Here is a 22,387-nt window from a genome sequence, read left to right as displayed (position 1 = left end):
CCCACGGAACTATTGGGCACCCAGTAGTTCCATCAACGTCAAGACAAGGTGGTGACCGACGTGGGTCGTGTTCCCCGCGTGCTGCGGCAGGCACGTAACCAGGCGCGCGCGGTGCGCCAGCTCACCGACGCCGTGCTCGGCAATCCGCGCATCCTGCGCGATCTCGCGGCCGGCGCGCTCGGCCGTGCCGGATCACCGGAGCCCACGCCGATCGACGTCGATCACGTTCCTCCCGCCGGTCTCGCGGAGTTCGACAAACGCGCGCACGCCGCCACGCACCTCGACGCCCCGGCGGAGACGGTCGCGGCCTATCTCACCGACCCCGCCCGTTTCCCCGAGTGGCTCACCATGCATGCCGCCTTCCGCGGCCAGACACCGACGGGTGCGTACGCCGGACTGGAATTCGGCCAGCAGGTGAAGTTCATGGGCCTGCCCGCCGATATCGCCTGGACGGTCGTCTCCGCCGAGCCCACCGCCATCGCCTTACGCGGTCGCGGTCCGATGGGCCTGACGCTCGGATTCTGGTTGACGGTGCATTCCGACGGCGCGGGCGCGCTCGCCTGCTTCGACGCCGGACTGTCCGGGCAGCCCGTCGAAGGCCCGCTGGGCGCGTCGCTGGTGCGCACCCTGTCCGAGGCCTTGCGCGAGTCGCTGGACCGGGTGCCGGACCGGGTGGCGGCGGCCGGGCCGCTGGCCACTCGCCGAACCGCGAAGCCCGTGGTGCACACGGCTTCCGGCCGGACACTCGCACCGAATACTCCCGTCCTCGTCGGCGCCGGCCAGTTCGTCTCGCACACCCCGGACACCGCCGCCGACCCGGCCACGCTCGCGGCGAAGGCACTGCGCATCGCCGCGGCCGATACCGGGGCGAGCGCAGGCGAGAGCCTGCTCACCCGCGCGGATGCGGTGTTCTCGGTCGCCAGCGCCTCCTGGCAGTACCGCGACATGGGGGCGCTGGTTGCCGCGGCGGTCGGCGCCCGCGAGGTCGACACCGTGCAGTCGTCGAGGTACGGCGGCGATGGCGGTCAGCTGCTGATCAATGAAGCGGCCCAAGCCATTTCCGACGGCACCTACGAGATGGTGCTGGTCACCGGCGCCGAAGCCGGCGCCACCCTGGCCGCCGCGCAACGCTCCGGTGCCGAGATCGACTGGCCGGAACAAGGTCCGGAGACGCAGCCGACCCGCACGGCGGGCATCGATCGCGAAGCCAACAACGCCGCCGAGATCGCTGCCGGGCTGGGCGCGCCGATCTATATGTACGCGCTCATGGAATCTGCCAACCGGCATCGCCTCGGCCGGGAACCGAAGCAGCATCTGCGCGCGATCGGCGAGCTGTGGTCGCGGATGTCGGCCATCGGGGCGCGCAACCCGAATGCCTGGCTGCCGCAGGAATTCACCGGCGACGAACTCACCACGCCATCGTCCGACAATCGGATGGTCTCGGCGCCCTACACCAAACTACTGTGCGCCAATCTCCAGGTGGATATGGCGGCGGGCCTGGTGCTGTGCAGCGTCGCGGCGGCCGAAGCGGCGGGCATCGCGCAGGACAGATGGATTTTCCTGCATGCGGGGGCATCGGCGCACGACGAGTGGTTCGTCTCCGAACGCGCGGAACTGGCCGCCTCTCCAGCGATTCGTACCATCGGCGCCGCCGCGCTCGAGCACGCAGGAATCGGGATCGACCAGATCGGACCGGTCGACCTGTACTCCTGTTTCCCGGTGGCGGTGCAGATCGCGGCCCGCGAACTCGGCCTGCCGGACGACGATCCGGCCCGGCCGCTGTCGGTGACCGGCGGGCTGACCTTCGGCGGCGGACCCGGCAACAACTACGGAACCCATGCCGTCGCCACCATGGTGGAGCAGCTGCGCGCGCATCCCGACACGTTCGGGCTGAGTACCTCGCTCGGCTGGTATGTCACCAAGCACGCGATCGGCGTCTACTCGGCGACGCCGCCGCGGCAGGCGTATGCGCATCTACGGCCGATCGTCGACCATCCACCGGCGCGCCCGGTCCGGCAAGGCTATGAAGGGCAGGCCGTCGTCGAGGCCTATACCCTGCCGTATGACCGGGACGGCCGCCCCGAAGCCGCCATCCTGAGCCTGCTCACCCCCGAGGGTGCTCGAGTTCTGCTGCGTAGCAAGGAATCCGGACTGCTCGATCTGCTCGCCGATACCGATGCGCTCGGACTGCCCGTCACCGTGCGCGGCGAGCAGATCACCATCGACGGCGACCGCCCCATCGAGTTGCCCGCCCCTCCCCCGCCTCCGGTGCTGGTGGAGCGGCGCGGCCCGATCATGATCCTCACTCTGAACCGGCCAGCGGTCCGCAATGCGGTCAACCACGCCATGGCCGTCGCGCTGGAACGCGCCTGCGACGCGTTCGACGCCGACCCCGCCCTGCGAGTCGCGGTACTCACCGGCGCCGACGGCTATTTCAGTTCCGGCATGGACCTCAAAGCCATGGCCGGCGGTGAAGCACCGTTGACCGAAGGCCGCGGACCCCTCGGGCTGACCGGGAAGCCGCCGCGTAAACCGCTCATCGCCGCTGTCGAGGGTCCCGCACTGGCCGGCGGCTGCGAACTCGCGCTGGCCGCGGATCTCATCGTGGCGGCCCGCGATGCGCAGTTCGGCATACCCGAACCGAAACGTGGCCTGATCGCCGCGGCGGGCGGTGTGCTGCGGTTGCGGGAGCGGTTGCCCCGCAATATCGCCATGGAACTCGCGCTCACCGGCGATCCCATGCCTGCCACCACACTGGCCGAATTCGGTCTGATCAACGCGATCACCGAACCGGGCGACGCCTTGGACGCCGCGCTGGCCCTCGCCGAACGGATCGCCGTCAACGCTCCGCTGAGCGTGCTCGGCAGCAAACAGATCATCGAGGAGGCCGGCGACTGGGACCGCGGCGAGGCCTTCGACCGGCAATCCGACATCGCCTCCACCGCCCTGTTCTCCGAGGACGCGGCCGAGGGCGTGCGCGCGTTCACCGAGAAGCGCGATCCGATCTGGAAGGGCCGCTGATCGGCGCTCAGGCCTCGAACAGCAGGTAGAGCCCGGTGAAGGTGAAACCGACCATCACCAGCATGAGGGCGAGCTGTCCGGTCAGCCGGTGCCGTGGCGGCAACAACCGCAGGCAGCGGTCGTGGGCGGCGGCAACGCCGAGGATATGGCCGGTGAGCACGGCGAGCACCTTGATGGTCGCGAGCACCGAGGGGTGGCTGGACAGGATGTAGTGCACCTCGAGGTCGGCCAGGCCGGCGAGGTTCCAGCCGCGCCCGAACGGGTCGGCACACAGGATCAGCGTCGCCTGTCCCTTCTCCACCAGGAAGGTCAGGTAGTGGGCGATGATGTAACCCGCGACGATCGGGGTCAGGCTGTGCGCGAGCAGGATCGGCAACCTCGCGCGCTGCTCGCGGGTGAGCCCGCCGGTGGCTCGGGTCGCGAGCTCGAAGACCGCCCAGACCACCAGGATGAACCCGAGCAGCCCGGCCGTGCGCAGCAGCGTGGTGATCAGGGTGGAGTCGCCGCCCACCTCGATGAGCAGAATGCGCCAGCCGGGGAACATCGAAAAGCTGTCGAACGCCGTCGATCCCAAGAGGGTGGCGGCGACGGCGACCGAGCCGAGCAGCGCCGGCGTCCCCGCCAGATTGTTCAGCGGCCACCGCAACACCGGCGCCGCGTCCGCGCCCCGCGCCAGCGGGCTCAGGCGGGCGAGCAGACTGCTGTAGACCTCGAGCGGGTCCGCGCGCTCGGCCCACACGGTGCCGAAGACCACCAGCCCCACCGTGCTCAGCACCAGATAGCCGGTGAACCAGATGGTCACCGCGAGTACCGAACCCGGCTCCGGTGACGCCAGCTCCAGCCAGACGAAACTGAACAGCAGCACCGCGGCCGGCCGGTACCCCCAGGACTCCGGATACCGGAGCAACCCCTGGCCGGGCGCCCGGCCGGTGCACCGGCACAGCAGCCGGTGCGCGGCCCGCGGCGGCGACACCACCTTCCACACCGGCCCGAACACCAGCGAGGCCACCGGCACACCCACCCAGACGAAGATGTAGACGATGCCGGGCACCGGATTGTCCGCCGGATGCTGCGAGCCGGCGAATCCGGCCGCGACGACTCCGGCGGCGCCGATCGATCCGGCCGTGGCCAGCAGCGTCCGGGCCACCGTCGAATCGAGCACGGCGCGCGCGGCCCCGGGCAGCCGGATGCCCGGCGAATCCGGGTCCAGCCGGGGTTCCCGCCATGCGAAGGCCAGCACCGCGAACGAGAACGTCAACGCCCAGGCCGCGCCGATCAGCGCGTACGACAGCGGGATCGGCAGATCGGTCGCGCCGGAGATCCCGTGCGCGAGCACATCGCTCACGGGCGGACGTCCACCGTCGCCACCGTGCGGTGCGATCCGTGCAGTTCGATCTCGACCCGGCCGGGCACCTCGACGGTGAAGGCGAAGCGCTGACCGGCTCCCGGCACCACCGCGAAGGTGTGCTCCGGGGTGGCGTGCACATGCAGCTCTTCCTCGGTGTCACTGTCGACGACCACTTCGATGGGCCGTCCCACCGTGGCATCCAATCGGGCGTTCACGGGCGTCACCGAACCGTCGGCGATGCGCACCTCGATGACGAGAGCATCCGCGGCGGCCGAATCGGTGGCCGAGGCGGCCGTCGGCGGCGCTGGGGCCGAGGTGGTCTGCTCCGGCGTGGACGAACAGGCCAGCATGGTGGCGCCTGCCATCAGCGTCAGCGCGCAATACCGCAGGGTGCGGCTCATCGAGGCTCCTCCTCATCAGGCGAATGATGTTGCGTCGGCGTGGTTTCCGGCCCGTTCTCGCGTTTCTCCGCGCGGCGATCGCGTACCGCGATGAACACGATGATGCCGACCACCACGAACGCGGGGGCGAAGGCCGGGACGGCGAGCAGCACCGAATGGTCGGCCAGCACGTCCACCCGGTCGACGGCCGCGATCATCCTCCGTGCACCGGACTCGGCTGCGGCGCCGCCGCCAGGTAGCGGTCGTTGATCCGGGCCGCACCCCACGACAGCGAGCCGATCAGGATCAGGCTGCACAGCAGCACCAGCAGCGAGGCGGCGCCGAACAACCACGCCGGATGGTCGAAGGAACGTTCGCGCTGCAGCACGGTGATCTCGGCGACGAAATCACGGGTGAACTCCGGCGGCGCCGCGACCTCGGCCGCACCGATACCCGGGTCCCCGGGCATGAAGATCGGCAGCGCGGTCTGCATCCGCCCGTCCTGCACCCGCAGCACCGTCTTCCAGGTGCCGTGCGCCGGAACGGGTTCGGTGGATTCGTAGTGACCTTCGCCGACCCGACGCAAGTGATCGACAACGAGGCCACGGCCCGGACTATCGGAGCCGACGCCACCCTGCCAGGACAGGATCTGCACCCATTCGGGATCGTCGCCGACGAGGTCGGTCGGGCTGAAGCGGATATCGGCGGTCACCATGCGCCCGCCGTCGACCGGTTCGGCCTCGCGCAACGTCACCGTGGCCTTCGCGTTCTCGGGTACCTCGATGATCAGCCCGTTCGCGGTGGCGGCGGCGACGATCAGCACCGCGGCGACCATCAACCCACGACGCACCGGCGGACGCGGCAGCACCTCACCGCGCAGCACGATGCCCAACAGCGCACCGACCACACCGCCGGCTACGCCCGTCGGTACCGCCATCGCGAGCAGCTCCGGCCACATGGACGCGGGCCACGGATCGACGAACATCGCCGACACCCACAGCGATTCCAGCCAGATGCCGATGGTCGCCACCGCGAACCCGGTCAGCGCACCCCACCACACCCGCTGCTTGAGCAACGGCAGCAAGGCCATCAGCTCCACCACGACCGCGGCGCCGAGGTACAACGGGAACACATTGCGCGGCGCATCGATGATCGGGCCGCCGACGAGGTAGGCGACCACCCCGCGCACCAGCACGGCGAAGGCGACCACGACGAACGTGCTGAACGCGCCGAGCGTGATGCGGGCCGCGACGAGGGTGATGGTGGCCGCGGCGACGAGGAGCATGGGCTGCAATACCAGCCGGAACTGCTCGACGCCGAAATCGTATTCGACCGGGAACACCGACAAACCGATGATCAAGCCGCCGAAGGCGAACGCGCGCAACAGCCAGTTCACCCGGTTGTCCGCACGTTCGGGATCGGGCCGGTTGCGCGAGCCCTCGAATTCCAGCAGCAGCACACCGACCAGGGACAGACCCGCACCGCCGATCAGCATCAGATGCGTCGGGCCCCACAGCGTGACGTCCTGGCCGAACAGCCGGTGCCAGATGTCATCGAGCGGGAACCCGATCAGCGCGTACAGACCCGCGCCGGCGATGAGGATGCCGCCGACGGGCGCGTACCAGGTGCGGGTGATGCGCACGGACGCCACGCCGGGCTTCTCGTCCAGCGGCAGCACGATGGCCAGCATGCCCGCGGTGAACAGGAAGAACAGCCCCGCGAGGATGAAGTAGTGCGCGGGGTTGGCCAGCGGACCTTCGTCCCGGCCGTTGCCGATGTGCAGGCTGACGTCCCAGATGAAGCCGAGCAGCGCGGTGAGGATGGTGGCCAGGAACATCACGATCGGCAGGGCCACCCAGCCGGGCCGGTTCACCAGGGCGCCGACGCGGTCGGCCAGTGAGCCGAGCCAGGTGATGCGGCGAGTGCGATGCAGGTATCCCACCCACAGCAGCACCAGGGCGATGACTCCGGCGGAGCCGGTCATGATCGCGACCTGGTCGAGCGCCGCGCCGCCACCTTCGGCGCCCTGTGCGGACAGTCCGCCTGCCACATCGTGCATCGCGCCGGACACGAAGACCTCCCACTGCAATGAGTCAACACTCGTCTCGAATGAATGTTACGGACAGTACTACATAACTTCCGTTGTCGGCACAGCTACGTCCTCGCGCAGTTGGCCGACGGTTTTCGACTACATCCACTGCCATACCCAGATCGCATCGCCACACACGACGCGAACGTGGTCCCACCATTTCAGAGCACAACCGTTCACCCACTGACTGTGACGCCCATCTCATTACGGCCGTCTGGATTCGCACCGTACCCCGCCGACCGGGCGGCCCGCCGGTTTCTCCGCCGCGAAACCGGACAACCCGTCAGAGACGACACGACCGCAACCCCGAAGGAGGACTCATGGTTTCTCAGGACACGATCGCGCAGCTGCGCCAGGACATCACCACCGCCGAGGACGCGGGTGACACCTCGACCGCGAACCGGCTGCGCGTCGAATTGGAGAAGGCGCTCAATGCCGAGGCCGAGGAAGGCGACGACACCCAGTAGGCAGGATCGGCCCCGCCCCCGGCGATCTCGTGTCAGCCGGTGACGATGGGCACCAGATACGTGCGCGCGAAATCGCGCATCTGCTCGTCGGTGTCGAGCGGAATCGAGCCGACCGGCTGCAGGATCAGCGAATGCACGAACCGGCAGGCGATCTCCACCCGGGTGCTCAGCTCGGGTGAATCCGGGAGCAGGCCGCGCTCGACCGCCTGCCGCACCGCCGCGACGCCCGCGGCGGTCGACACGGTGAACGCCGCGCCGCCTTCGGTGGTCAGTTGCGGCAGCAGCCGATCGGACTCCACCGTGAGCATCCGCTGCACCAGCGGATGCGCGCGCCAGCGGGTGACAACGGTGACGAAGATGTCGGCGACGAGGTCGGCCAGCGTGTCGTTACGCGCGGCGACGTCGTCGAGTTCGGTGAGCACGGCGTTCACCTCGCGCAGCGCCACCGCACGCACGACGTCGTCGCGGGAACCGATGCGGCGGTAGACGGTCACCCGATCCACGCCCGCCTTGCGGGCGATGTCCTCGATGGTCGTCTTCTTGATGCCGAGCTCACCGAATTGCGCCAGGGCGGCGTCGAGGATCCGCGATTCGATCGAATCGGTGTCGTCCCTGCTGGCAGCCGCTGTGGTCACAGCTCCCAAACTAGCAACCCGGCACGGCAGTACAACATTCTGTGGCGATTTGTTGCTGCAACATTGCAAAGCTATTTGTTGCACTGTACGGTCGGCGCATGGCGGAAATCGACGCAACGAGGCGTCCGTACCAGGAAGAAGCGCACGCGATCCACGCCCGCGACGTGCACTTCGACTTCGAGTCGGTGCCCATGCACTACATCCCCGACGAGGTACTGGCCACCCACATCGTCAACGTGATGCACCTGGTGCTGCCCGAAGGCGAACGCGCGATGGCGATGGCCTTGGCCGAGGCACTCCCCCATATCGACGACCCTCGGCTACGTGAAGAAGTGCAGGGCTTCGTCGGCCAGGAGACGATGCATGCCAGCAGCCACGAAGGCGCCCGCAAGCATCTGCAATCGCTCGGCCTCGACGCCGAGGGCTACGTGCAGGCGGTGTCCTGGCTGGTCGATCGGGTGCTCGGCGATCACGGCCTGACCGGGCGGGCCAAACGTGCCTGGCTGCGCGAACGGCTCGGATTGTTCGCCGGGATGGAGCACTTCACCGCGGTGATCGGCGAATGGCTGCTCGAAGCGCAGGTACTCGAGCAGAAGGGCATGCACCCGACGATGCTCGACCTGGTCCGCTGGCACGGCGCCGAGGAGGTCGAGCATCGCAGTGTCGTCTTCGACGCCTACATGCATCTGGACGGCGGCTATGCCCGGCGGGCGCGCACCGCGCTGCTGGCCACCGCGACCCTGCTGCCGCTGTTCATCGTGTCGACGGCGTACCTGTATCGCAAGGATCCCTCACCCGACAAGGGCCGGTTCTGGCCGCTGCAATTCGTCAGCGCGACCGCGCGTGGCGTGATACCGAGCTGGACGGTGTTCTTCACCGAGATGCCCCGGTATCTGCGGCCGAGTTTCCACCCCTCGCAGTTGGGCTCGATGGACAACGCGTTGCGCTACCTGGCCCATTCGCCGGCCGCCCGTACCGCGCACGCTCCCGAAGGCGACGAGCACCTGGTGGCGTGGTGATGGTGATCGATCGTCCCGCTCCCCCGGCGAGCCTTCGGGTGCTCGCCACAGCCGTCGACGTGTACAAACACCTGTTCGTCGCCGGGCCCGCGGCTCCCCTGCTGTCCCGGCCGAAGCCGGTGCGGCGCAGTGGCTTCGAACTGGCCATGGTCGTCGCGTCGAGCACCTCGGCGGCCGAGGACGTGCGCGTGCTCACGCTCCGTGCCACCGGCGGTGGTCCGCTCCCGAGGTGGACACCGGGCTCGCACCTGGACCTCGTCCTGCCGTCGGGCAGGCAACGCCAGTACTCCCTCTGCGGCGATCCCGCCGACCGGTACTCCTACCGGATCGCGGTGCGCCGACTCCCCGACGGCGGCGGCGGTTCGGTCGAAATCCACGACACCCTGCGCGCCGGTGACACCATCCGGGTGCGCGGGCCACGCAATGCGTTCAGCTTCGTGGACGCGCCCTCGTATCTGTTTCTCGCGGCCGGTATCGGCATCACCCCGATCCTGCCGATGGCGAAGGCGGCGGGAGCGCGCGGACAGCTCATCTATCTGGGCCGGTCGCGCTCGACGATGCCCTTCCTCGACGAGTTGCCCACGACCGCCGAGGTCCTGCCCGACGACGAATACGGCAGCCCGCGCATCGCGGAGCTGATCGCCCGCGCCGCGCCGGGTGCGGCGGTGTACGTTTGCGGCCCGCCGCCGGTCCTGGCCGAAGCCCAGCGCGTCTTCTTCGACCTGAACCCCACCGGTTCGCTGCATACCGAACGCTTTTCGGCCCTGCCGGTGCGCGACGGCAAGCCCTTCGATCTCACCCTCGCCCGCACCGGAACGACGGTGCGCGTCGACGCGGCGGAAACCGCGCTCACCGCCATCGCGCGCGCTGTCCCCGATGTCCTCTATTCCTGCCGGCAGGGCTTCTGCGGAACCTGCAAGGTGTCGGTGTTGTCCGGCGCGGTCGATCACCGTGACCGGCTGCTCACCGCCACCGAGCGCGAGGACCGGATGCTCACCTGCGTCTCCCGTGCCGCGGGCCACTCGCTCGTGATCGATCTGTGAACCCCATGGCCCCGAGTACTCGACGCACGCGCGTCTCGACCCACCCCGACGAGGAGTCCCCTGCGATGTCCAGCATCGAGCACACCCCCATCGCCATCGTCGGCGCCGGATTCGGTGGAATCGGGCTCGCCATCAAGCTGCGGGAGGCCGGTTTCCACGATCTGGTGGTGCTCGAACGCGCCGGCGATCTCGGCGGAACCTGGCAGGCCAACACCTATCCCGGCTGCGCCTGCGATGTCCCCTCGCATCTGTACAGCTACTCGTTCGCACCGAATCCGCGCTGGTCGCGCACCTACGGCAAACAGCGGGAGATCCTCGAGTACCTGCGCTCGGTGGCCACCGAACACGGTGTGGTGCGCCATATCCGATTCGACACCGAACTGACCGGAGCGCGCTGGGACGAGCAGCGTGCGCAGTGGCACATCGATACCTCGCGCGGCCCGCTCACCGCGGACTTCCTGATCTCGGCGGCGGGAGTGTTCGCCGAGGCGAAGTACCCGTCGCTGCCGGGGCTGGAATCGTTCGAGGGCACGGCCTTTCATTCCCTGCATTGGGACCATGAGCACGATCTGACCGGTGAGCGGGTCGCGGTCATCGGCACCGGCGCGTCCGCGGTGCAGTTCATCCCGGAGATCCAGCCGAAGGTCGGCAGGCTGACCGTCTTCCAGCGATCGGCGCCGTGGATCGTGCCGCGCATGGACCGGCGCACCGTCGCGCTGGAGCGGATGATCTTGGACCGGGTGCCGCTGGCGCAGAAGGCCATCCGCGGCACCTGGTACACCCTGATCGAGGGCTTCGGCTTGGTCGGATTCGTGGACAACCGTTTCCGTCATCCCTATGAGCTGCTGGGGCGGATGCAGTTGCGACGTCAGATCCGGGACCCGGAACTGCGCAAGAAGGTGACCCCCGATTACATGATCGGCTGCAAACGCGCCATCTTCTCCGACGCGTATCTGCCGGCGCTCGACCAGCCGAACGTCGATGTGGTCACCGATCCGATCGCCGAGGTCAGGCCGCGTTCCATCGTCACCTGGGCGGGTGCGGAGATCCCGGTGGACACCATCATCTACGGCACCGGATTCGACCCCATTCCCTCCGTCTTCGAGCGGTTCGTCGGGCGCAAGGGCCGATCCATCGCCGATCTGTATCACCGGCGTCCCCAGTCCTATCTCGGTACCGCCCTCGCCGAATTCCCGAACTTCTTCGCGACCCTCGCACCGTTCGGGGCGGCGGGCAATCAGTCCGCGATCTACATGATCGAATCGCAGATCACCTACATCGTGGATGCGTTGACCACGATGCGCGACAGCGGCGCACGGCGGGTGGAGGTGCGCCGACACGTCCAGGACGCGTTCGTTCGCGAGATGGCCGAGCGCAGCGCGTCGACGGTGTGGCTGACGGGTGGGTGCACCAGCTACTACACCACCCCCGACGGCGGCAATGCCGGGCTCTACCCCAACTGGAGTTTCGAATACCGCCGCCGCACCAGCAAATTCGACGCGCAGTCCTATGAGGTGACCCTGTGATCGGCCAACTGCTCAGCCCCTTCACCGGTCGCGACAGCTACCGGGTCGCCGGCCGGACCGCGCTCATCACCGGCGCCGGCCAGGGCATCGGGCTGGAGCTGGCCGAGATTCTCTACGCACGTGGCGCGTCGGTGGTGCTGGTGGATATCGACGAGGCGGCGGCACAGGCGGCGGCCCGCGCGCTCGGTCCACGGGCGCTCGCGCTCGGCGCCGATGTCGCGGACCGGGACCGGATGGCCGAGGTCGTGGATCGCGCGATCGGCCATTTCGGGGCACTCGACGTCGTCGTCGCCAACGCCGGAGTGACCCCGGCACCCGCGACCGTGCGCACGATGGATCCTCGCGAATTCGATCGCGTCATGGGGATCAACCTGACCGGGGTGTTCAATACCGTGCATCCGGCTCTCGATGCGGTGATCGCATCGAAAGGCCATGTGGTCGTGGTGTCCTCCTGTGCGGCGTTCGCGCCGGGCATGGGCGGATCGCCGTACATGATGAGCAAGGCGGCCGTCGAACAGTTCGGCCGCGCGCTGCGCGTCGAACTCGCCGGCGTCGGCGCCAGCGCGGGCATCGCCTACTTCGGGGTGGTCGAGACCGCGATGACCCACGACATGCTCGACGCCGACGAACTCGGCATCGAACTCGACGCCATGCTCCCCTGGCCCCTCAACGTCCGCATCACCGCCGAACAGGCCGCCCGCACCATCGCCGACGGCATCTCCCGCCGCGCCGCCCGCACCATCGCCCCCGCCGGCTGGGAGCCCTACGCCCTGCTCCGCGGCGCGGTGAACATCGTCCTGGACGGCCGCCTGGCCGCCGACCCGAAGGTGCACGGGCTGATCCGCCGGCTGGAACAGCGTCGATAGCGCGGCTGGAGGCGTAGCCGAGCCTCGCGCAGGTGCATACAGTGGAGCCACCATGAGCGAGGCGCGCAAGATCCCGCGGCAGCGGCGGTCCAGGGAGACGGTGGATACGCTGCTCGAGGCGGCCGCGCAGATGTTCACCCGGGAGGGGCTGGCGACGACGACCAATCGGATCGCCGAGCGCGCGGGGCTGTCGGTGGGGACGTTGTATCAGTACTTCCCGAACAAACACGCGCTGTTGCGGGCGATCGCCGAGCGACACCTGGCGGAGTCGGCCGAGCGGCTCGAGGCGGTGTTCACCGAACTACGCACCACGCGACCGGATTTCGAGGACACCCTGCGGACGATCCTCGAGGCGGTGGTCGAGCTGCACCGTGACCGGCCGGCACTGCACGCCCTGCTGCACCGGGTCGCGCCGCGGTTGCCGGGCGAAGCGGCCGCGCTGCAAGCTTTCGAGGATCATCTCGCCGCCGAGGTCGCCTTCCATCTCGAACGGTGCGGCCGTGGCGGCGCGGACCCGCGGTATCTCGCTCAGACCCTGGTGCACACCATCGACGCACACCTGCACCGCGTGCTGACCCGGCACCGGCTCGACACCGATGCGCTGATGACGCTGGCGCGGCAGCTCGTTGCCGCGCCGGCCGATCAGCCGTCAGCGTGAGTGCGAAACCTCCTCCAGCACACCGATCAGCGTGTCCCGCAGACGCCTGATACCTGGATCTTCGATCGGGAAATGCCCGCAGCCGTCCAGGAGGACGAGTCGTGTCTGCGCCGCGATCCGGTGGAGAAATCGGAGGCTCAGTTCGGGCGGGGTCCAGCGATCGGCCGCAGGATGTGCCAGGGTGAGCGGCGTCGTCGTCGAATCCGGCGGTGTGTGCGTGAAGTCGAGGAAATCGGCGAGGAACCCCAGCGGTACCCGAACGCCGCCGCCCTTCGGATCCGCAGCGCACAGCCGCGACAGCTCGGGATCCAGGCTCATGTTGCCCATATCGACCAGCCACTTGATCGGCACCCGGAGCCCGCCCGCCAGCGGCCGCACCGACCGCAGCACCGTCGGTGCGGCGCCACCGGTGAACGACCAACGCACCGCCGCCCGCCGCGCGGCCGGATCGGCCGGATCCAGGAGACAGGTCGCCACCACATGGGCAACCGCTCCGGTGCGGGCGGCGACCTCATAGGCGAGCATCCCGCCCATGCTGGCGCCGAACACGATCAACGGCCTCGGATCGGATGCGGTTTCCGCGCAAACGAACTCGCACAGCAGCTCGATCCAGTCGGTGTAGCGCACCGAGTGCGGGTCGGGCACCACGGTATCGCCATAGAGGGGCAAATCGATCGCCATTGTGTCGACCCCGGCCTGTGCGGCGAGCGCCGCGATCGGCCACACCAGCCCGGCGTGCCCGCCGGCTCCGTGCACCGCCAGCACCCGCACCGATGCCTCCGGCACCCTTGCGCGAGCGACATGCACCCGATGCCCGCGCCACGACCACCACGTCGATTCCGGGGCGGTCAGGGATTCTGCGCGGTAACCGGCGGGAAGGAACTGGGCGTATCTGCGGTAGTCCATGCACCAAGCCTGCGGCTCGCGACAGCGGCCCACAACTCGCATTCCACTCCCGGCACGGCTGCCAGAAATAGCCTTTGAGCTGCAACGATGGTTTTCGCGCACCTTATGCCGAGCGAGCTGCTCGCATTCGGGGCGGCCGAGCGCGACAGGATTCATCACCGTGATCCGGACCGGCGCACCCGCCCGTAGGACCGCTGCGCCGGTTTACCGCGCGCCTCATCGGACTGGTGAGCCGAGCGCTCACTGCCCCATGATGTATTCCACCGACGGCCCGGCCGTCCAGCCGCCGTCGACGGCGAGTTCGGCGCCGGTGGTGTAGGAGGCGGCGTCGCTGAGCAGATAGGTGACGGCGCCGACGAGTTCCTCGGCCCGGCCCACCCGCTGGAAAGGATTGTTGGGGAAGGCGCCCGGTTCGGGGCTGATGCCGGTGGGGGCGGTCATCGGGGTGTAGACCATGCCGGGATGGACGGAGTTGACGCGAATGTTCTCCCGCCCCAGCTCCACCGCCGCCACCTTGGTGAGGCCACGCACACCCCATTTCGCCGCACCGTATCCGCCGGTCAAGGCCATACCGATGAGGCCGGCCGCCGAGGAGATGTTGACGATCGAGCCGCCACCCGCCGCGCGCATGGCGGGCACCGCGGTGTGGATGCCGGTGAACACCGACACCAGGTTGATCTGAATGATGCGCTGGAAGGTGTCGAGCGGCTCGTCGGCGACGGTCTGGCCGGACGCGGAGATGCCTGCATTGTTGACCAGGCCGTTCAGCTTGCCGAACGCGGCGACGGTGGCGTCCACGGCGGCCTGCCAGTCGGCCGGATCGGTCACATCGAGGTGCACATAGCCGGCCTTGTCGCCGAGCGAGGCGGCCACCGCCGCGCCTTCCTCGTCGAGCAGGTCGCCGATCATCACCTGACCACCCGCGGCCACGACGCCGCGCGCGAACGCTGCACCGAGCCCACGCGCGCCACCGGTGACCAGGACGACTTTGTCAGCGAGATTCATGGGGATTCCTTTCGTTTCGCGGTGCGGATCCGGCACCGCTCGGGGTTTCGGTGCGCCCGAACATGGCGCGGGCGACGGCGGCGGCCGCCGCGGCCGACGACAGCCCGTCGCGCACCATGTGGGTCATGCCCGCGATGACGAACAGCACCGCCTGACCGCAGGCCACGGTGGTGGCGACGGCGGCTTCGTCGGCGCCGATCCGGCGGGCGATGCCGGGCCGGATGACCGCGGCGGTCTCGTAGCTGGCCTCGAGCCACACCCGCCGCAGGGCCGGGTCGGCGAAGACGGTCGCCATGATCGCGCGCGATCGCTCGTCGCCGGTGTCGGCGAAGGTGCGTTCGAAGGCGTGCACGAGTACGTCGGCGAAGGTGTCGGCCTCGGGCCTGGCGTCGATGGCGCGGGCGAAGGCGTGGTTGCCGTCGTCGAACATCGGGCGCAGGCTGTCTTCTTTGGTCGGGAAATAGCGGTAGAAGCTGCGTTCGGCGAGCCCGGCCGCCGCGGCCAGTTCCGCGACTGTCGGCGACGACCCGCCCGCGCGGACGAACAGGTCCGCGCACGTGCGGGAGATTTCCACCAGGACTTCTGGTTCCAGTGGCTTGCGTGCCATAAGCCCAGCCTACCCCTTAGTGGCAGAAACTGCCGTTATCCGTCTACTGAGTGGGAGAGGCCCCCAACTTCCAGATGCGCAGCGCGAGGTGGAGGTCGAGTCGGCGGGTGCTGTCGAGCCAGTCCTCGCCGAGCAGATCGGCGATGCGGGCCAGCCGCTGCCGCACCGTGTTGCGGTGGATGAACAACCGGGCGGCCGTGTCGGCCAGTGCGGCATGGGTTTCCAGGTAGGCCCAGGCGGTCTCGGTGAGCGCGGTCCCGTGGTCGCGGTCATAGGCGAGCAGCGGCGCGATTTCGCCGAGTGGCTCGTACTCGGCGCCGAGCTTGCCCGCCGCGTCGAGCAGCAGGCCGACGGCACCGAGCCGGGCCCCGTCGAGACTCTGGCCCGCGCGGCCCAGCAGGACCAGCGTCGACAGCGCGCGTTCGGCCTGCCGGTGGGTGGCGGCGACGGCGTCGAGCCCCGCGGCCGGCCCGGCGTAACCGAGGGTGGCGAGCACACCGTGCGCCGCGAACTCCCCTTCCAGAGCGGCGACGGCGTGCTGCCCGGCGGCGACGAGCACACAGAAATGCCCGCCGTGCTCGGCCACCAGCGCCGGACTCGCCCCGAGGGCACGCCGGATGTGCGCATCGACGCGCCGGTGATCGGCGCCGTGCACATCGATGACGATGCTGGTCAGCCGATCGCCCGGCCGGAGCCCGAAGCGCGCCGCACGCCGTTGCCACTGCTCGAGATCGACCACACGTCCGGAGAGGATGTCGTCGAGCACCTCGAACTGCTGGCGCTGCGCGGAATCGTGGGCAGCCTGGTCGAACAGGCGCAGCACGGTCAGGAAGATCGCCAGCCGTTCGAGTAGCCCACCCTGCCCCGCAGGAATCGATCCGGCCAGGACCAACGTCGCCAGATGGGTGCCGCCGGCCTTGGCGGGCACCAGGGTGCGGTCTCGCAGGGCCCGGGGTTTGCCGGTGGCGATCACGCCGGCGAACTCCGTGCCGTTGGCCTGCTCGGCGATCGCGTCGACCCACGCGTGGTCGCCGGGATGGGCGGCAAGCACACCGCCGGCGGGGTCGAGCACCACCGCTGGCGCCGCGAGCACCTGATGCGCGAGTTCGGCGAATCCGTCCAGTCCGCGTCCGCCGACCACGGTTTCGATCAGCCGCTCATCCAGCGCGATCACGTCCTGGAGCTGGCGCACCCGGCTGACGTGGAGGTCCTGCTCGGACGCGAGATCATCGAGCGCACTGGTGATCTCGGTGAATCGTTCGGCGTTGTCCAGCGCGACGGCGGCGTGTTTGCCGACCGTGTCGATGAGATCGATCAGGGTGCTGGCATAGCTGCGCGGCGACCGGTCCGCGATCAACAGCGCGCCGATCACGCTGCCGTGCAGATTCAGCGGCACCCCGAGGATCGCGCGCACACCTTCGGCGCGGACGATGGCGTCGATGTGCGGCAAGTGCACGATGCCGGGATCGGCGAGATAGTCGGCCGACTGATACGGCGACAGTCCGGCCGCGGCCTTGCCGAGCACACCGGTGCCGATCGGCATCCGGATGGTCCGGTAGGCCTGGGTGATCACACCGTCGGACTTGCGGATATAGGTCTCGCGGGTGCGGTAGTCGTTGAGGCTGATGTAGGCCATATCGCTGCCGGTCAGCAGCCGGGTGCGCCGCACGATGGCGGCCAATACCGCCTCCACGTCGCGGATACCGGTCAGGTCGGTCGCGGTGTCGTGCAAGACCCGGAGCAGTTCTTCGCGTTCGCGCCGCTCGGCCAGCCTGCGGTGGATGCCGCGCGCGGCCGCGGCGGTGGCCTCGGTGATCTCGTGCCGCCGCAACGCCTCGGTGAGCCTGGCGTCGAGTTCGGCCTCGGAGATGCCGGCATCGATGTCTTCCAACAACGACATATCCACAGCCGACCCCTTTCTATGTGCGCGGCGCACACCTATCTTCTGAATGAATGTACGTTCCGGTCATATACAGGTGGTGACCGCGGCCATATCGTGGAATCGCTCGCCCGCACCCGGCACCGCCGGGTCCATCACGACGTCAGGGAGCCGATGAAGATCACCGGAGCAGTCCTCGAGGAATCCGGCCGGGCCCGGCCGTTCGCACAATCGCGGCCGATCACCGTGGGAGAGGTCGAACTCAGCCCGCCCGGACCCACCGAACTGCTGGTCCGCATCGAGGCGGCGGGCGTCTGCCATTCGGATCTGAGTGTGGTCGACGGCAACCGCCTGCGTCCGACGCCGATGCTGCTCGGTCACGAGGCGGCGGGCATCGTGGAGGCCACCGGCGACGCCGTGACAGACCTGGCCCCTGGTCAGCGGGTGGTGATGTCGTTCCTGCCGCGCTGTGAACAATGCGAGGCTTGCGCCGAGGACGGGCGGCTGCCGTGTTCGGCGGGCACTCTCACCAACAATGCGGGCGAGCTGTTGCACCATACGCGGCACCTGACCCGTGACGGCGAAACCGTGCACCACCACCTCGGTGTCTCCGGTTTCGCCACCCACGCCGTGATCGACCGCGCCTCGGCGGTGCCGGTCGACGCCGATATCCCGCCCGATATCGCCGCGGTCCTCGGCTGCGCGGTACTCACCGGCGGCGGCGCGGTGTTGAATGTGGCCGACCCGGCGCCGTCGGATTCGGTGATGGTGGTCGGGCTCGGCGGGGTGGGTATGGCGGCGGTGATCACCGCGAAGGCACAGCACGTGCGGCAGATCATCGCCGTGGACACGGTGGCGGACAAGCTCGAGCAGGCCAAGGCGCTCGGCGCGACCGAGGTCTACACCCCCGAGCAGGTCGCCGAGAACGGGATCAAGGCCCGCTACGTCATCGAATGCGCCGGTCATCCGCGCGCCTTCGAAACCGCTTTCGCCGCAACCCGATCGGGCGGCACCACGATCACCGTCGGCCTGCCCGCCCCGGCGGCGCGGGCCTCGATCTCGCCGTTGACCATCACCGCCGAAGCACGCACCGTGGTGGGCAGCTATCTCGGTTCGGCTGTCCCGGCGCGCGATATCCCGCGGTATGCGCAGATGTGGCGGGAGGGCAGATTGCCGGTGGACAAGCTCATTTCGTCACGAATCGCCTTGACCGAGATCAACGAGGCGATGGACCTGCTCGCCGACGGGTTGGCGATCCGCCAGGTCATCATGTTCGACGGGACCGAGCAGGTGAAGGCATGATCGCCGCCGACCGAGTGCTGAAAGACCTACCCACCGGGCATTTCATCGACGGCCACTGGACCGATGACGCCGCCACCCTCGCCGTCGACAACCCCGCCACCGCCACCACCCTCACCCACGTCGCCGACGCCGATCCGGCCACCGGCCGCGCCGCCCTCGACGCCGCCGTGCGCGCCCAAGCCGGCTGGGCCGAGACCGACCCACGTGCTCGCGCCGACATCCTGATGGCCGCGTTCGCCCTGTTGCACGAACGGGCCGAACAGTTCGCCACCCTGATCACCCTGGAGATGGGCAAACCCCTCGCCGAAGCGCGCGGCGAAGTCGCCTACGGCGCCGAATTCCTGCGCTGGTTCGCCGAACAGGGCGTGCGCGCCGCGGGCAGCTTCCAGCGCGCTCCGTCCGGCGGCAACCGGATCATGACGCTGAAACAGCCCGTTGGCCCGGTTTTCGCCATCACGCCGTGGAATTTCCCGCTCGCCATGGGCACCCGCAAGATCGCGCCCGCGCTCGCGGCGGGGTGCACGGTGGTGATCAAACCCGCGCCGCAGACACCGTTGACCACCCTGGCCCTGATGACGGTGCTGGACGAGGCCGGGCTGCCGCCGGGTGTGGTGAACTGCGTAACGACCTCGGCCGCGCCGCAACTGTCGCATCCACTCATCACCGATCCGCGGCTGCGCAAGCTGACCTTCACCGGCTCCACCGCCGTCGGCCGCGCGCTCACCGCGCAGGCCGCCGAGCGGATGCTGCGGGTATCGATGGAATTGGGCGGCAACGCGCCGTTCGTGGTGCTCGCCTCCGCGGATCTCGATCGCGCGGTCGCCGGAGCCGTGGCCGCCAAGATGCGCAATACCGGCGAAGCCTGCACGGCCGCGAATCGGTTCCTGGTCCACGAATCGCTGGCCGAGGAATTCGGCCGGCGGCTGGCCGATGCCCTGGCGGGGCTGACGGTCGGCAACGGCCTGGATGCCGACACCGACGTCGGACCGCTCATCGACGCCGCCGCCGTCACCAAGGTGAGCGCGCTGGTCGACGATGCCGTCGACCGCGGCGCCCGCGTGCTCACCGGCGGCACGGCCCTCCCGGGCCCCGGCCACTTCGTCGAACCGACCGTGCTCACCGATCTCGATCCGGCCTCGGCCATCCTGCGCGAGGAGATCTTCGGACCCGTCGCCCCGATCCGCACCTTCGCCACCACCGACGAGGCCGTGGCCATGGCCAACGACACCGACGCCGGTCTCATCGGCTACGTCTTCGCCGAGAACATCGGCGAAGCGCTCACCGTTTCCGAGCGGCTGGAGACCGGGATGATCGGCCTCAACTCCGGTGTCGTCTCCAATCCCGCCGCGCCGTTCGGCGGTGTGAAGTCCTCGGGTCTGGGGCGGGAAGGTGGCGTCGAGGGTCTCGAGGAGTACTTGGAAACCAAGTACATCGGGATTGCGCTGTGAGCTGATTGATCACCACGGCACCGGGTAAGCGGGGAGCATGTCCCCTGTGATCGAGGACCATTTCGTGCTGCCCCGCCCCCGCGGCCCGCTGTCGGAGGCCGTCATGCGGACCTTGCGCGGGCAGCCGGGCAACCCGGTGCCGCCTGCTGGCCATGTCGATCCGTACAGCGATGACCTGCACCTGGCCCTGCATACCTGCTACGAGCTGCACTATCACGGTTTCGACGGGGTGGATCCGGACTGGGAATGGGATCCGGGGCTGCTGCGGCTGCGTGCCGAACTCGAGCGGGCCTGGTCGGAGGCGCTACACGATGACGTCCCCGGCGGCGACGACCTCGACGGAGAACTCGAGTATCTGCTCACCGCACCGGTGGACGCCCCGGGTGTGGCCAGGCATCTGCACGAACATCCCGATTGGACACACCTGCGTGAATACTTCGTGCACCGCTCGATCTACCACCACAAAGAAGCCGACCCGTACGCCTGGGTGATTCCGCGGCTGCGCGGCCAGGCCAAGGCATCGCTGGTGGCGGTGGAGTTCGACGAGTTCGGCGGCGGGCGCGGCGAGCGAGTTCATGCCCGGCTGTTCGCCGACCTCCTCGAAGGAGCCGGACTGGATTCCGGCTACCTGCACTATCTCGACGCGGTGCCAACGCCGATGATCGCGCTGGTCAACACGATGTCGCTGTTCGGGCTGCACCGGAAGTGGCGCGGGGCGCTGGTCGGGCACTTCGCCACCGTGGAGATCACCTCACCGCCGGGATCTGCGCGGCTGGTGCAGATCTTGGAACAGATGGGCGCCGATCCGGCCTGTGTGCTGTTCTACCGCGAGCATGTCGAGGCCGACGCGGTCCACGAGCAGGTCATGCGTGACGGCGTCATCGGCGATCTGGCGGCCCGCGAACCCGCCCTTGTTCCGTCCATCGTCTTCGGCATCCAGGCGACGAATCTGCTCGAGGATCGCTTCGGTGATCATGTGGTGGATAGCTGGCGCGCCGGGCGCAGTTCGCTGCTCGATCCATCGGTCCTGCCGAGCGCGCCGACGACCAGCGAGAATGACCCGGCGTAAACGGGATATCCCCCTCGCATGAGACTCATCAGCGCCCCCGGCGTCTACCGCCCCCAGGCCGACTCGTGGCTGCTCGCCCGCGCAATGACCGAGGCCGGCCTGGCACCCGGCGGGCGGGTGCTCGACCTGTGCACCGGCACCGGCGCCGTCGCGATCGCCGCCGCCAAGGCCGGCGCCGCCTCGGTGACCGCGGTCGACATCTCGCGCGCGGCCGTGCTCTCGGCCTGGCTCAACATCCGGCTACGCAGGCTGGCCGTGGAGCTGGTGCACGGTGACTTCCGCACCGTCATGCACAACCGCCGGTTCGATGTGGTGCTGGCGAACCCGCCGTATGTTCCGGTCGCCGACGGTGCCAGGTCCCGGTTGGGCGCACAGGCGTGGGACGCCGGCCATCACGGCCGGGACCTGCTCGACCCGCTGTGCGCCCGGCTGCCGAGTCTGCTGGACCTCAATGGCGTCGCCCTGCTGGTGCAGTCGGCGATCAGCGGACCGAATATCACAGTGTCGCGGTTGAAGGCCGGCGGATTGAAGGCGGCCGTGGTGGCCCGCACACACATCCCGTTCGGGCCCGTCATGCGCTCGCGGGCGCCGTGGCTGGCCGAGCAGGGACTCATCGAACCCGGTCAGCGACATGAGGAACTGGTGGTGATTCGTGCCGACCGAACCAAGCCCTGAGCCCACCCGCGTGCGGTTCACCGCAGACGGCCCCGCGCTCGTCGACGGCCCCGTCGAACTGACCACCGCCGATGGACGCACCGTGCGCTCCGACAGATTTCAAGTCGCGATCTGCCTGTGCAAACGGTCCAAGTGCTACCCGTTGTGCGACACGAGCCATCGCAGGCACCGGCGGGAGTGACCTGTCGCCCATCTTCACGGCGGTGATCTCGTGGTCGGCGCGACATCGTCGGCGCGCTGATCGCGAGCGACACCGCCTGTCCGGGCGCTCACGCGGCCGGGACATCACCGGTCGGGCCGAGCCGACGCCGTTGTCGAGCTGTCCTGCTCCGACCGGCATTCATGCGGTTCCCCCCGGGGGGCCGGTGCCGTTTTCTCGACAACCGGCCCTGCCTACAGTCGCGTAATTCCCTGTCCGACCGGCGCGAAACCGACGTTCGCGCC

21 protein-coding genes are annotated in these 22,387 nt (G+C 69.1%); 12 read left to right on the top strand and 9 right to left on the bottom strand.

The window, feature by feature from the left end; translation table 11 throughout:
• Window positions 1-60 precede the first annotated feature (60 nt).
• A complete protein-coding gene (locus AC5W7N_RS24830) occupies window positions 61-3,021 on the top strand; it encodes a crotonase/enoyl-CoA hydratase family protein (RefSeq protein WP_495922282.1) in 2,961 nt (986 codons plus the stop codon).
• Between the two features lie 7 nt (window positions 3,022-3,028).
• On the opposite strand, the gene AC5W7N_RS24825 is transcribed toward AC5W7N_RS24830, so the two are convergent.
• The 4 genes from AC5W7N_RS24825 to AC5W7N_RS24810 are packed head-to-tail and all read right to left on the bottom strand — an operon-like array spanning window position 3,029 to window position 6,808.
• Entirely contained in the window at window positions 3,029-4,366 is a 1,338-nt protein-coding gene (locus AC5W7N_RS24825; RefSeq protein WP_495922280.1) for a hypothetical protein, read from the bottom strand.
• Window positions 4,363-4,770 (bottom strand): hypothetical protein, encoded by a 408-nt coding sequence (locus AC5W7N_RS24820; protein ID WP_195019218.1) that lies wholly within the window; start codon window positions 4,768-4,770, stop codon window positions 4,363-4,365. The genes AC5W7N_RS24825 and AC5W7N_RS24820 overlap by 4 nt, the downstream gene beginning before the upstream one ends.
• Window positions 4,767-4,967 carry a hypothetical protein gene (locus tag AC5W7N_RS24815; RefSeq protein WP_163812395.1) on the bottom strand — a complete coding sequence of 67 codons (201 nt, stop codon included), beginning with the start codon at window positions 4,965-4,967 and terminating at the stop codon, window positions 4,767-4,769. Before AC5W7N_RS24815 ends, AC5W7N_RS24820 begins: the two co-directional genes overlap by 4 nt.
• Complete coding sequence (locus AC5W7N_RS24810; RefSeq protein ID WP_495924198.1) at window positions 4,964-6,808, bottom strand: hypothetical protein; 1,845 nt, start codon at window positions 6,806-6,808, stop codon at window positions 4,964-4,966. Before AC5W7N_RS24810 ends, AC5W7N_RS24815 begins: the two co-directional genes overlap by 4 nt.
• 350 nt (window positions 6,809-7,158) lie before the next feature.
• On the opposite strand from AC5W7N_RS24810, the gene AC5W7N_RS24805 reads away from it, so the two are divergent.
• Complete coding sequence (locus tag AC5W7N_RS24805; RefSeq protein ID WP_163812398.1) at window positions 7,159-7,305, top strand: hypothetical protein; 147 nt, start codon at window positions 7,159-7,161, stop codon at window positions 7,303-7,305.
• 32 nt (window positions 7,306-7,337) lie between these two features.
• On the opposite strand, the gene AC5W7N_RS24800 is transcribed toward AC5W7N_RS24805, so the two are convergent.
• Complete coding sequence (locus AC5W7N_RS24800) at window positions 7,338-7,940, bottom strand: TetR/AcrR family transcriptional regulator (protein WP_163812400.1); 603 nt, start codon at window positions 7,938-7,940, stop codon at window positions 7,338-7,340.
• 98 nt (window positions 7,941-8,038) lie between these two features.
• Between AC5W7N_RS24800 and AC5W7N_RS24795 the strand changes: the two genes are divergently transcribed.
• From AC5W7N_RS24795 to AC5W7N_RS24775, 5 genes are all read left to right on the top strand, one after another.
• Entirely contained in the window at window positions 8,039-8,959 is a 921-nt protein-coding gene (locus AC5W7N_RS24795) for a metal-dependent hydrolase (RefSeq protein ID WP_163812404.1), read from the top strand.
• Window positions 8,959-10,002 (top strand): PDR/VanB family oxidoreductase, encoded by a 1,044-nt coding sequence (locus AC5W7N_RS24790; protein ID WP_194990971.1) that lies wholly within the window; start codon window positions 8,959-8,961, stop codon window positions 10,000-10,002. Before AC5W7N_RS24795 ends, AC5W7N_RS24790 begins: the two co-directional genes overlap by 1 nt.
• 65 nt (window positions 10,003-10,067) lie before the next feature.
• Window positions 10,068-11,528, top strand: coding sequence for a flavin-containing monooxygenase (locus AC5W7N_RS24785; RefSeq protein ID WP_195019217.1), 1,461 nt, complete (start codon window positions 10,068-10,070; stop codon window positions 11,526-11,528).
• Window positions 11,528-12,394, top strand: coding sequence for a short-chain dehydrogenase/reductase (locus AC5W7N_RS24780; protein WP_195007204.1), 867 nt, complete (start codon window positions 11,528-11,530; stop codon window positions 12,392-12,394). The genes AC5W7N_RS24785 and AC5W7N_RS24780 overlap by 1 nt, the downstream gene beginning before the upstream one ends.
• Before the next feature lie 52 nt (window positions 12,395-12,446).
• Window positions 12,447-13,052: a TetR/AcrR family transcriptional regulator gene (locus tag AC5W7N_RS24775; protein WP_194990969.1), complete on the top strand. Its 606-nt coding sequence runs from the start codon at window positions 12,447-12,449 to the stop codon at window positions 13,050-13,052.
• Here the strand turns inward: AC5W7N_RS24775 and AC5W7N_RS24770 are convergent.
• The 4 genes from AC5W7N_RS24770 to AC5W7N_RS24755 form a co-directional block, all read right to left on the bottom strand.
• Window positions 13,044-13,958 (bottom strand): alpha/beta hydrolase, encoded by a 915-nt coding sequence (locus tag AC5W7N_RS24770; protein WP_194990968.1) that lies wholly within the window; start codon window positions 13,956-13,958, stop codon window positions 13,044-13,046. The two genes, AC5W7N_RS24775 and AC5W7N_RS24770, sit on opposite strands and share 9 nt — an antisense overlap.
• A 240-nt stretch (window positions 13,959-14,198) precedes the next feature.
• Complete coding sequence (locus AC5W7N_RS24765; RefSeq protein WP_195019214.1) at window positions 14,199-14,963, bottom strand: glucose 1-dehydrogenase; 765 nt, start codon at window positions 14,961-14,963, stop codon at window positions 14,199-14,201.
• The gene (locus AC5W7N_RS24760; protein WP_163812416.1) at window positions 14,950-15,570 is read right to left on the bottom strand and encodes a TetR/AcrR family transcriptional regulator; all 621 of its coding nucleotides are present in this window, start codon (window positions 15,568-15,570) and stop codon (window positions 14,950-14,952) included. The genes AC5W7N_RS24765 and AC5W7N_RS24760 overlap by 14 nt, the downstream gene beginning before the upstream one ends.
• A gap of 43 nt (window positions 15,571-15,613) precedes the next feature.
• On the bottom strand, window positions 15,614-17,470 hold the full coding sequence (locus AC5W7N_RS24755) for a helix-turn-helix domain-containing protein (RefSeq protein ID WP_495922278.1): 1,857 nt from the start codon (window positions 17,468-17,470) through the stop codon (window positions 15,614-15,616).
• A 153-nt stretch (window positions 17,471-17,623) separates the two neighbouring features.
• Here AC5W7N_RS24755 and AC5W7N_RS24750 point away from each other — a divergent pair, with 153 nt between their 5' ends.
• The 5 genes from AC5W7N_RS24750 to AC5W7N_RS24730 are packed head-to-tail and all read left to right on the top strand — an operon-like array spanning window position 17,624 to window position 22,124.
• On the top strand, window positions 17,624-18,751 hold the full coding sequence (locus tag AC5W7N_RS24750) for an alcohol dehydrogenase catalytic domain-containing protein (protein WP_195007177.1): 1,128 nt from the start codon (window positions 17,624-17,626) through the stop codon (window positions 18,749-18,751).
• Window positions 18,748-20,199, top strand: coding sequence for an NAD-dependent succinate-semialdehyde dehydrogenase (locus tag AC5W7N_RS24745; RefSeq protein WP_195019211.1), 1,452 nt, complete (start codon window positions 18,748-18,750; stop codon window positions 20,197-20,199). The genes AC5W7N_RS24750 and AC5W7N_RS24745 overlap by 4 nt, the downstream gene beginning before the upstream one ends.
• A 37-nt stretch (window positions 20,200-20,236) precedes the next feature.
• Window positions 20,237-21,268 carry an iron-containing redox enzyme family protein gene (locus AC5W7N_RS24740; RefSeq protein ID WP_163812423.1) on the top strand — a complete coding sequence of 344 codons (1,032 nt, stop codon included), beginning with the start codon at window positions 20,237-20,239 and terminating at the stop codon, window positions 21,266-21,268.
• 18 nt (window positions 21,269-21,286) lie between these two features.
• Complete coding sequence (locus AC5W7N_RS24735) at window positions 21,287-21,943, top strand: HemK2/MTQ2 family protein methyltransferase (RefSeq protein ID WP_195019210.1); 657 nt, start codon at window positions 21,287-21,289, stop codon at window positions 21,941-21,943.
• The gene (locus AC5W7N_RS24730; RefSeq protein WP_280211263.1) at window positions 21,921-22,124 is read left to right on the top strand and encodes a CDGSH iron-sulfur domain-containing protein; all 204 of its coding nucleotides are present in this window, start codon (window positions 21,921-21,923) and stop codon (window positions 22,122-22,124) included. The genes AC5W7N_RS24735 and AC5W7N_RS24730 overlap by 23 nt, the downstream gene beginning before the upstream one ends.
• Window positions 22,125-22,387 lie beyond the last annotated feature (263 nt).

This window comes from Nocardia sp. CDC519 (assembly GCF_059509835.1).
This window is presented reverse-complemented; position numbering and strand designations above follow the sequence as displayed.

Excerpts from the sequence above, each read along its gene's own strand:
- AC5W7N_RS24820 (WP_195019218.1), bottom strand. The coding sequence starts at position 4,770 with ATGAGCCGCACCCTGCGGTATTGCGCGCTGACGCTGATGGCAGGCGCC.
- AC5W7N_RS24815 (WP_163812395.1), bottom strand. The coding sequence starts at position 4,967 with ATGATCGCGGCCGTCGACCGGGTGGACGTGCTGGCCGACCATTCGGTG.
- AC5W7N_RS24810 (WP_495924198.1), bottom strand. The coding sequence starts at position 6,808 with ATGCACGATGTGGCAGGCGGACTGTCCGCACAGGGCGCCGAAGGTGGC.
- AC5W7N_RS24805 (WP_163812398.1), top strand. The coding sequence starts at position 7,159 with ATGGTTTCTCAGGACACGATCGCGCAGCTGCGCCAGGACATCACCACC.
- AC5W7N_RS24795 (WP_163812404.1), top strand. The coding sequence starts at position 8,039 with ATGGCGGAAATCGACGCAACGAGGCGTCCGTACCAGGAAGAAGCGCAC.
- AC5W7N_RS24790 (WP_194990971.1), top strand. The coding sequence starts at position 8,959 with ATGGTGATCGATCGTCCCGCTCCCCCGGCGAGCCTTCGGGTGCTCGCC.
- AC5W7N_RS24785 (WP_195019217.1), top strand. The coding sequence starts at position 10,068 with ATGTCCAGCATCGAGCACACCCCCATCGCCATCGTCGGCGCCGGATTC.
- AC5W7N_RS24775 (WP_194990969.1), top strand. The coding sequence starts at position 12,447 with ATGAGCGAGGCGCGCAAGATCCCGCGGCAGCGGCGGTCCAGGGAGACG.
- AC5W7N_RS24770 (WP_194990968.1), bottom strand. The coding sequence starts at position 13,958 with ATGGACTACCGCAGATACGCCCAGTTCCTTCCCGCCGGTTACCGCGCA.
- AC5W7N_RS24765 (WP_195019214.1), bottom strand. The coding sequence starts at position 14,963 with ATGAATCTCGCTGACAAAGTCGTCCTGGTCACCGGTGGCGCGCGTGGG.
- AC5W7N_RS24760 (WP_163812416.1), bottom strand. The coding sequence starts at position 15,570 with ATGGCACGCAAGCCACTGGAACCAGAAGTCCTGGTGGAAATCTCCCGC.
- AC5W7N_RS24755 (WP_495922278.1), bottom strand. The coding sequence starts at position 17,470 with ATGTCGTTGTTGGAAGACATCGATGCCGGCATCTCCGAGGCCGAACTC.
- AC5W7N_RS24750 (WP_195007177.1), top strand. The coding sequence starts at position 17,624 with ATGAAGATCACCGGAGCAGTCCTCGAGGAATCCGGCCGGGCCCGGCCG.
- AC5W7N_RS24745 (WP_195019211.1), top strand. The coding sequence starts at position 18,748 with ATGATCGCCGCCGACCGAGTGCTGAAAGACCTACCCACCGGGCATTTC.
- AC5W7N_RS24740 (WP_163812423.1), top strand. The coding sequence starts at position 20,237 with ATGTCCCCTGTGATCGAGGACCATTTCGTGCTGCCCCGCCCCCGCGGC.
- AC5W7N_RS24735 (WP_195019210.1), top strand. The coding sequence starts at position 21,287 with ATGAGACTCATCAGCGCCCCCGGCGTCTACCGCCCCCAGGCCGACTCG.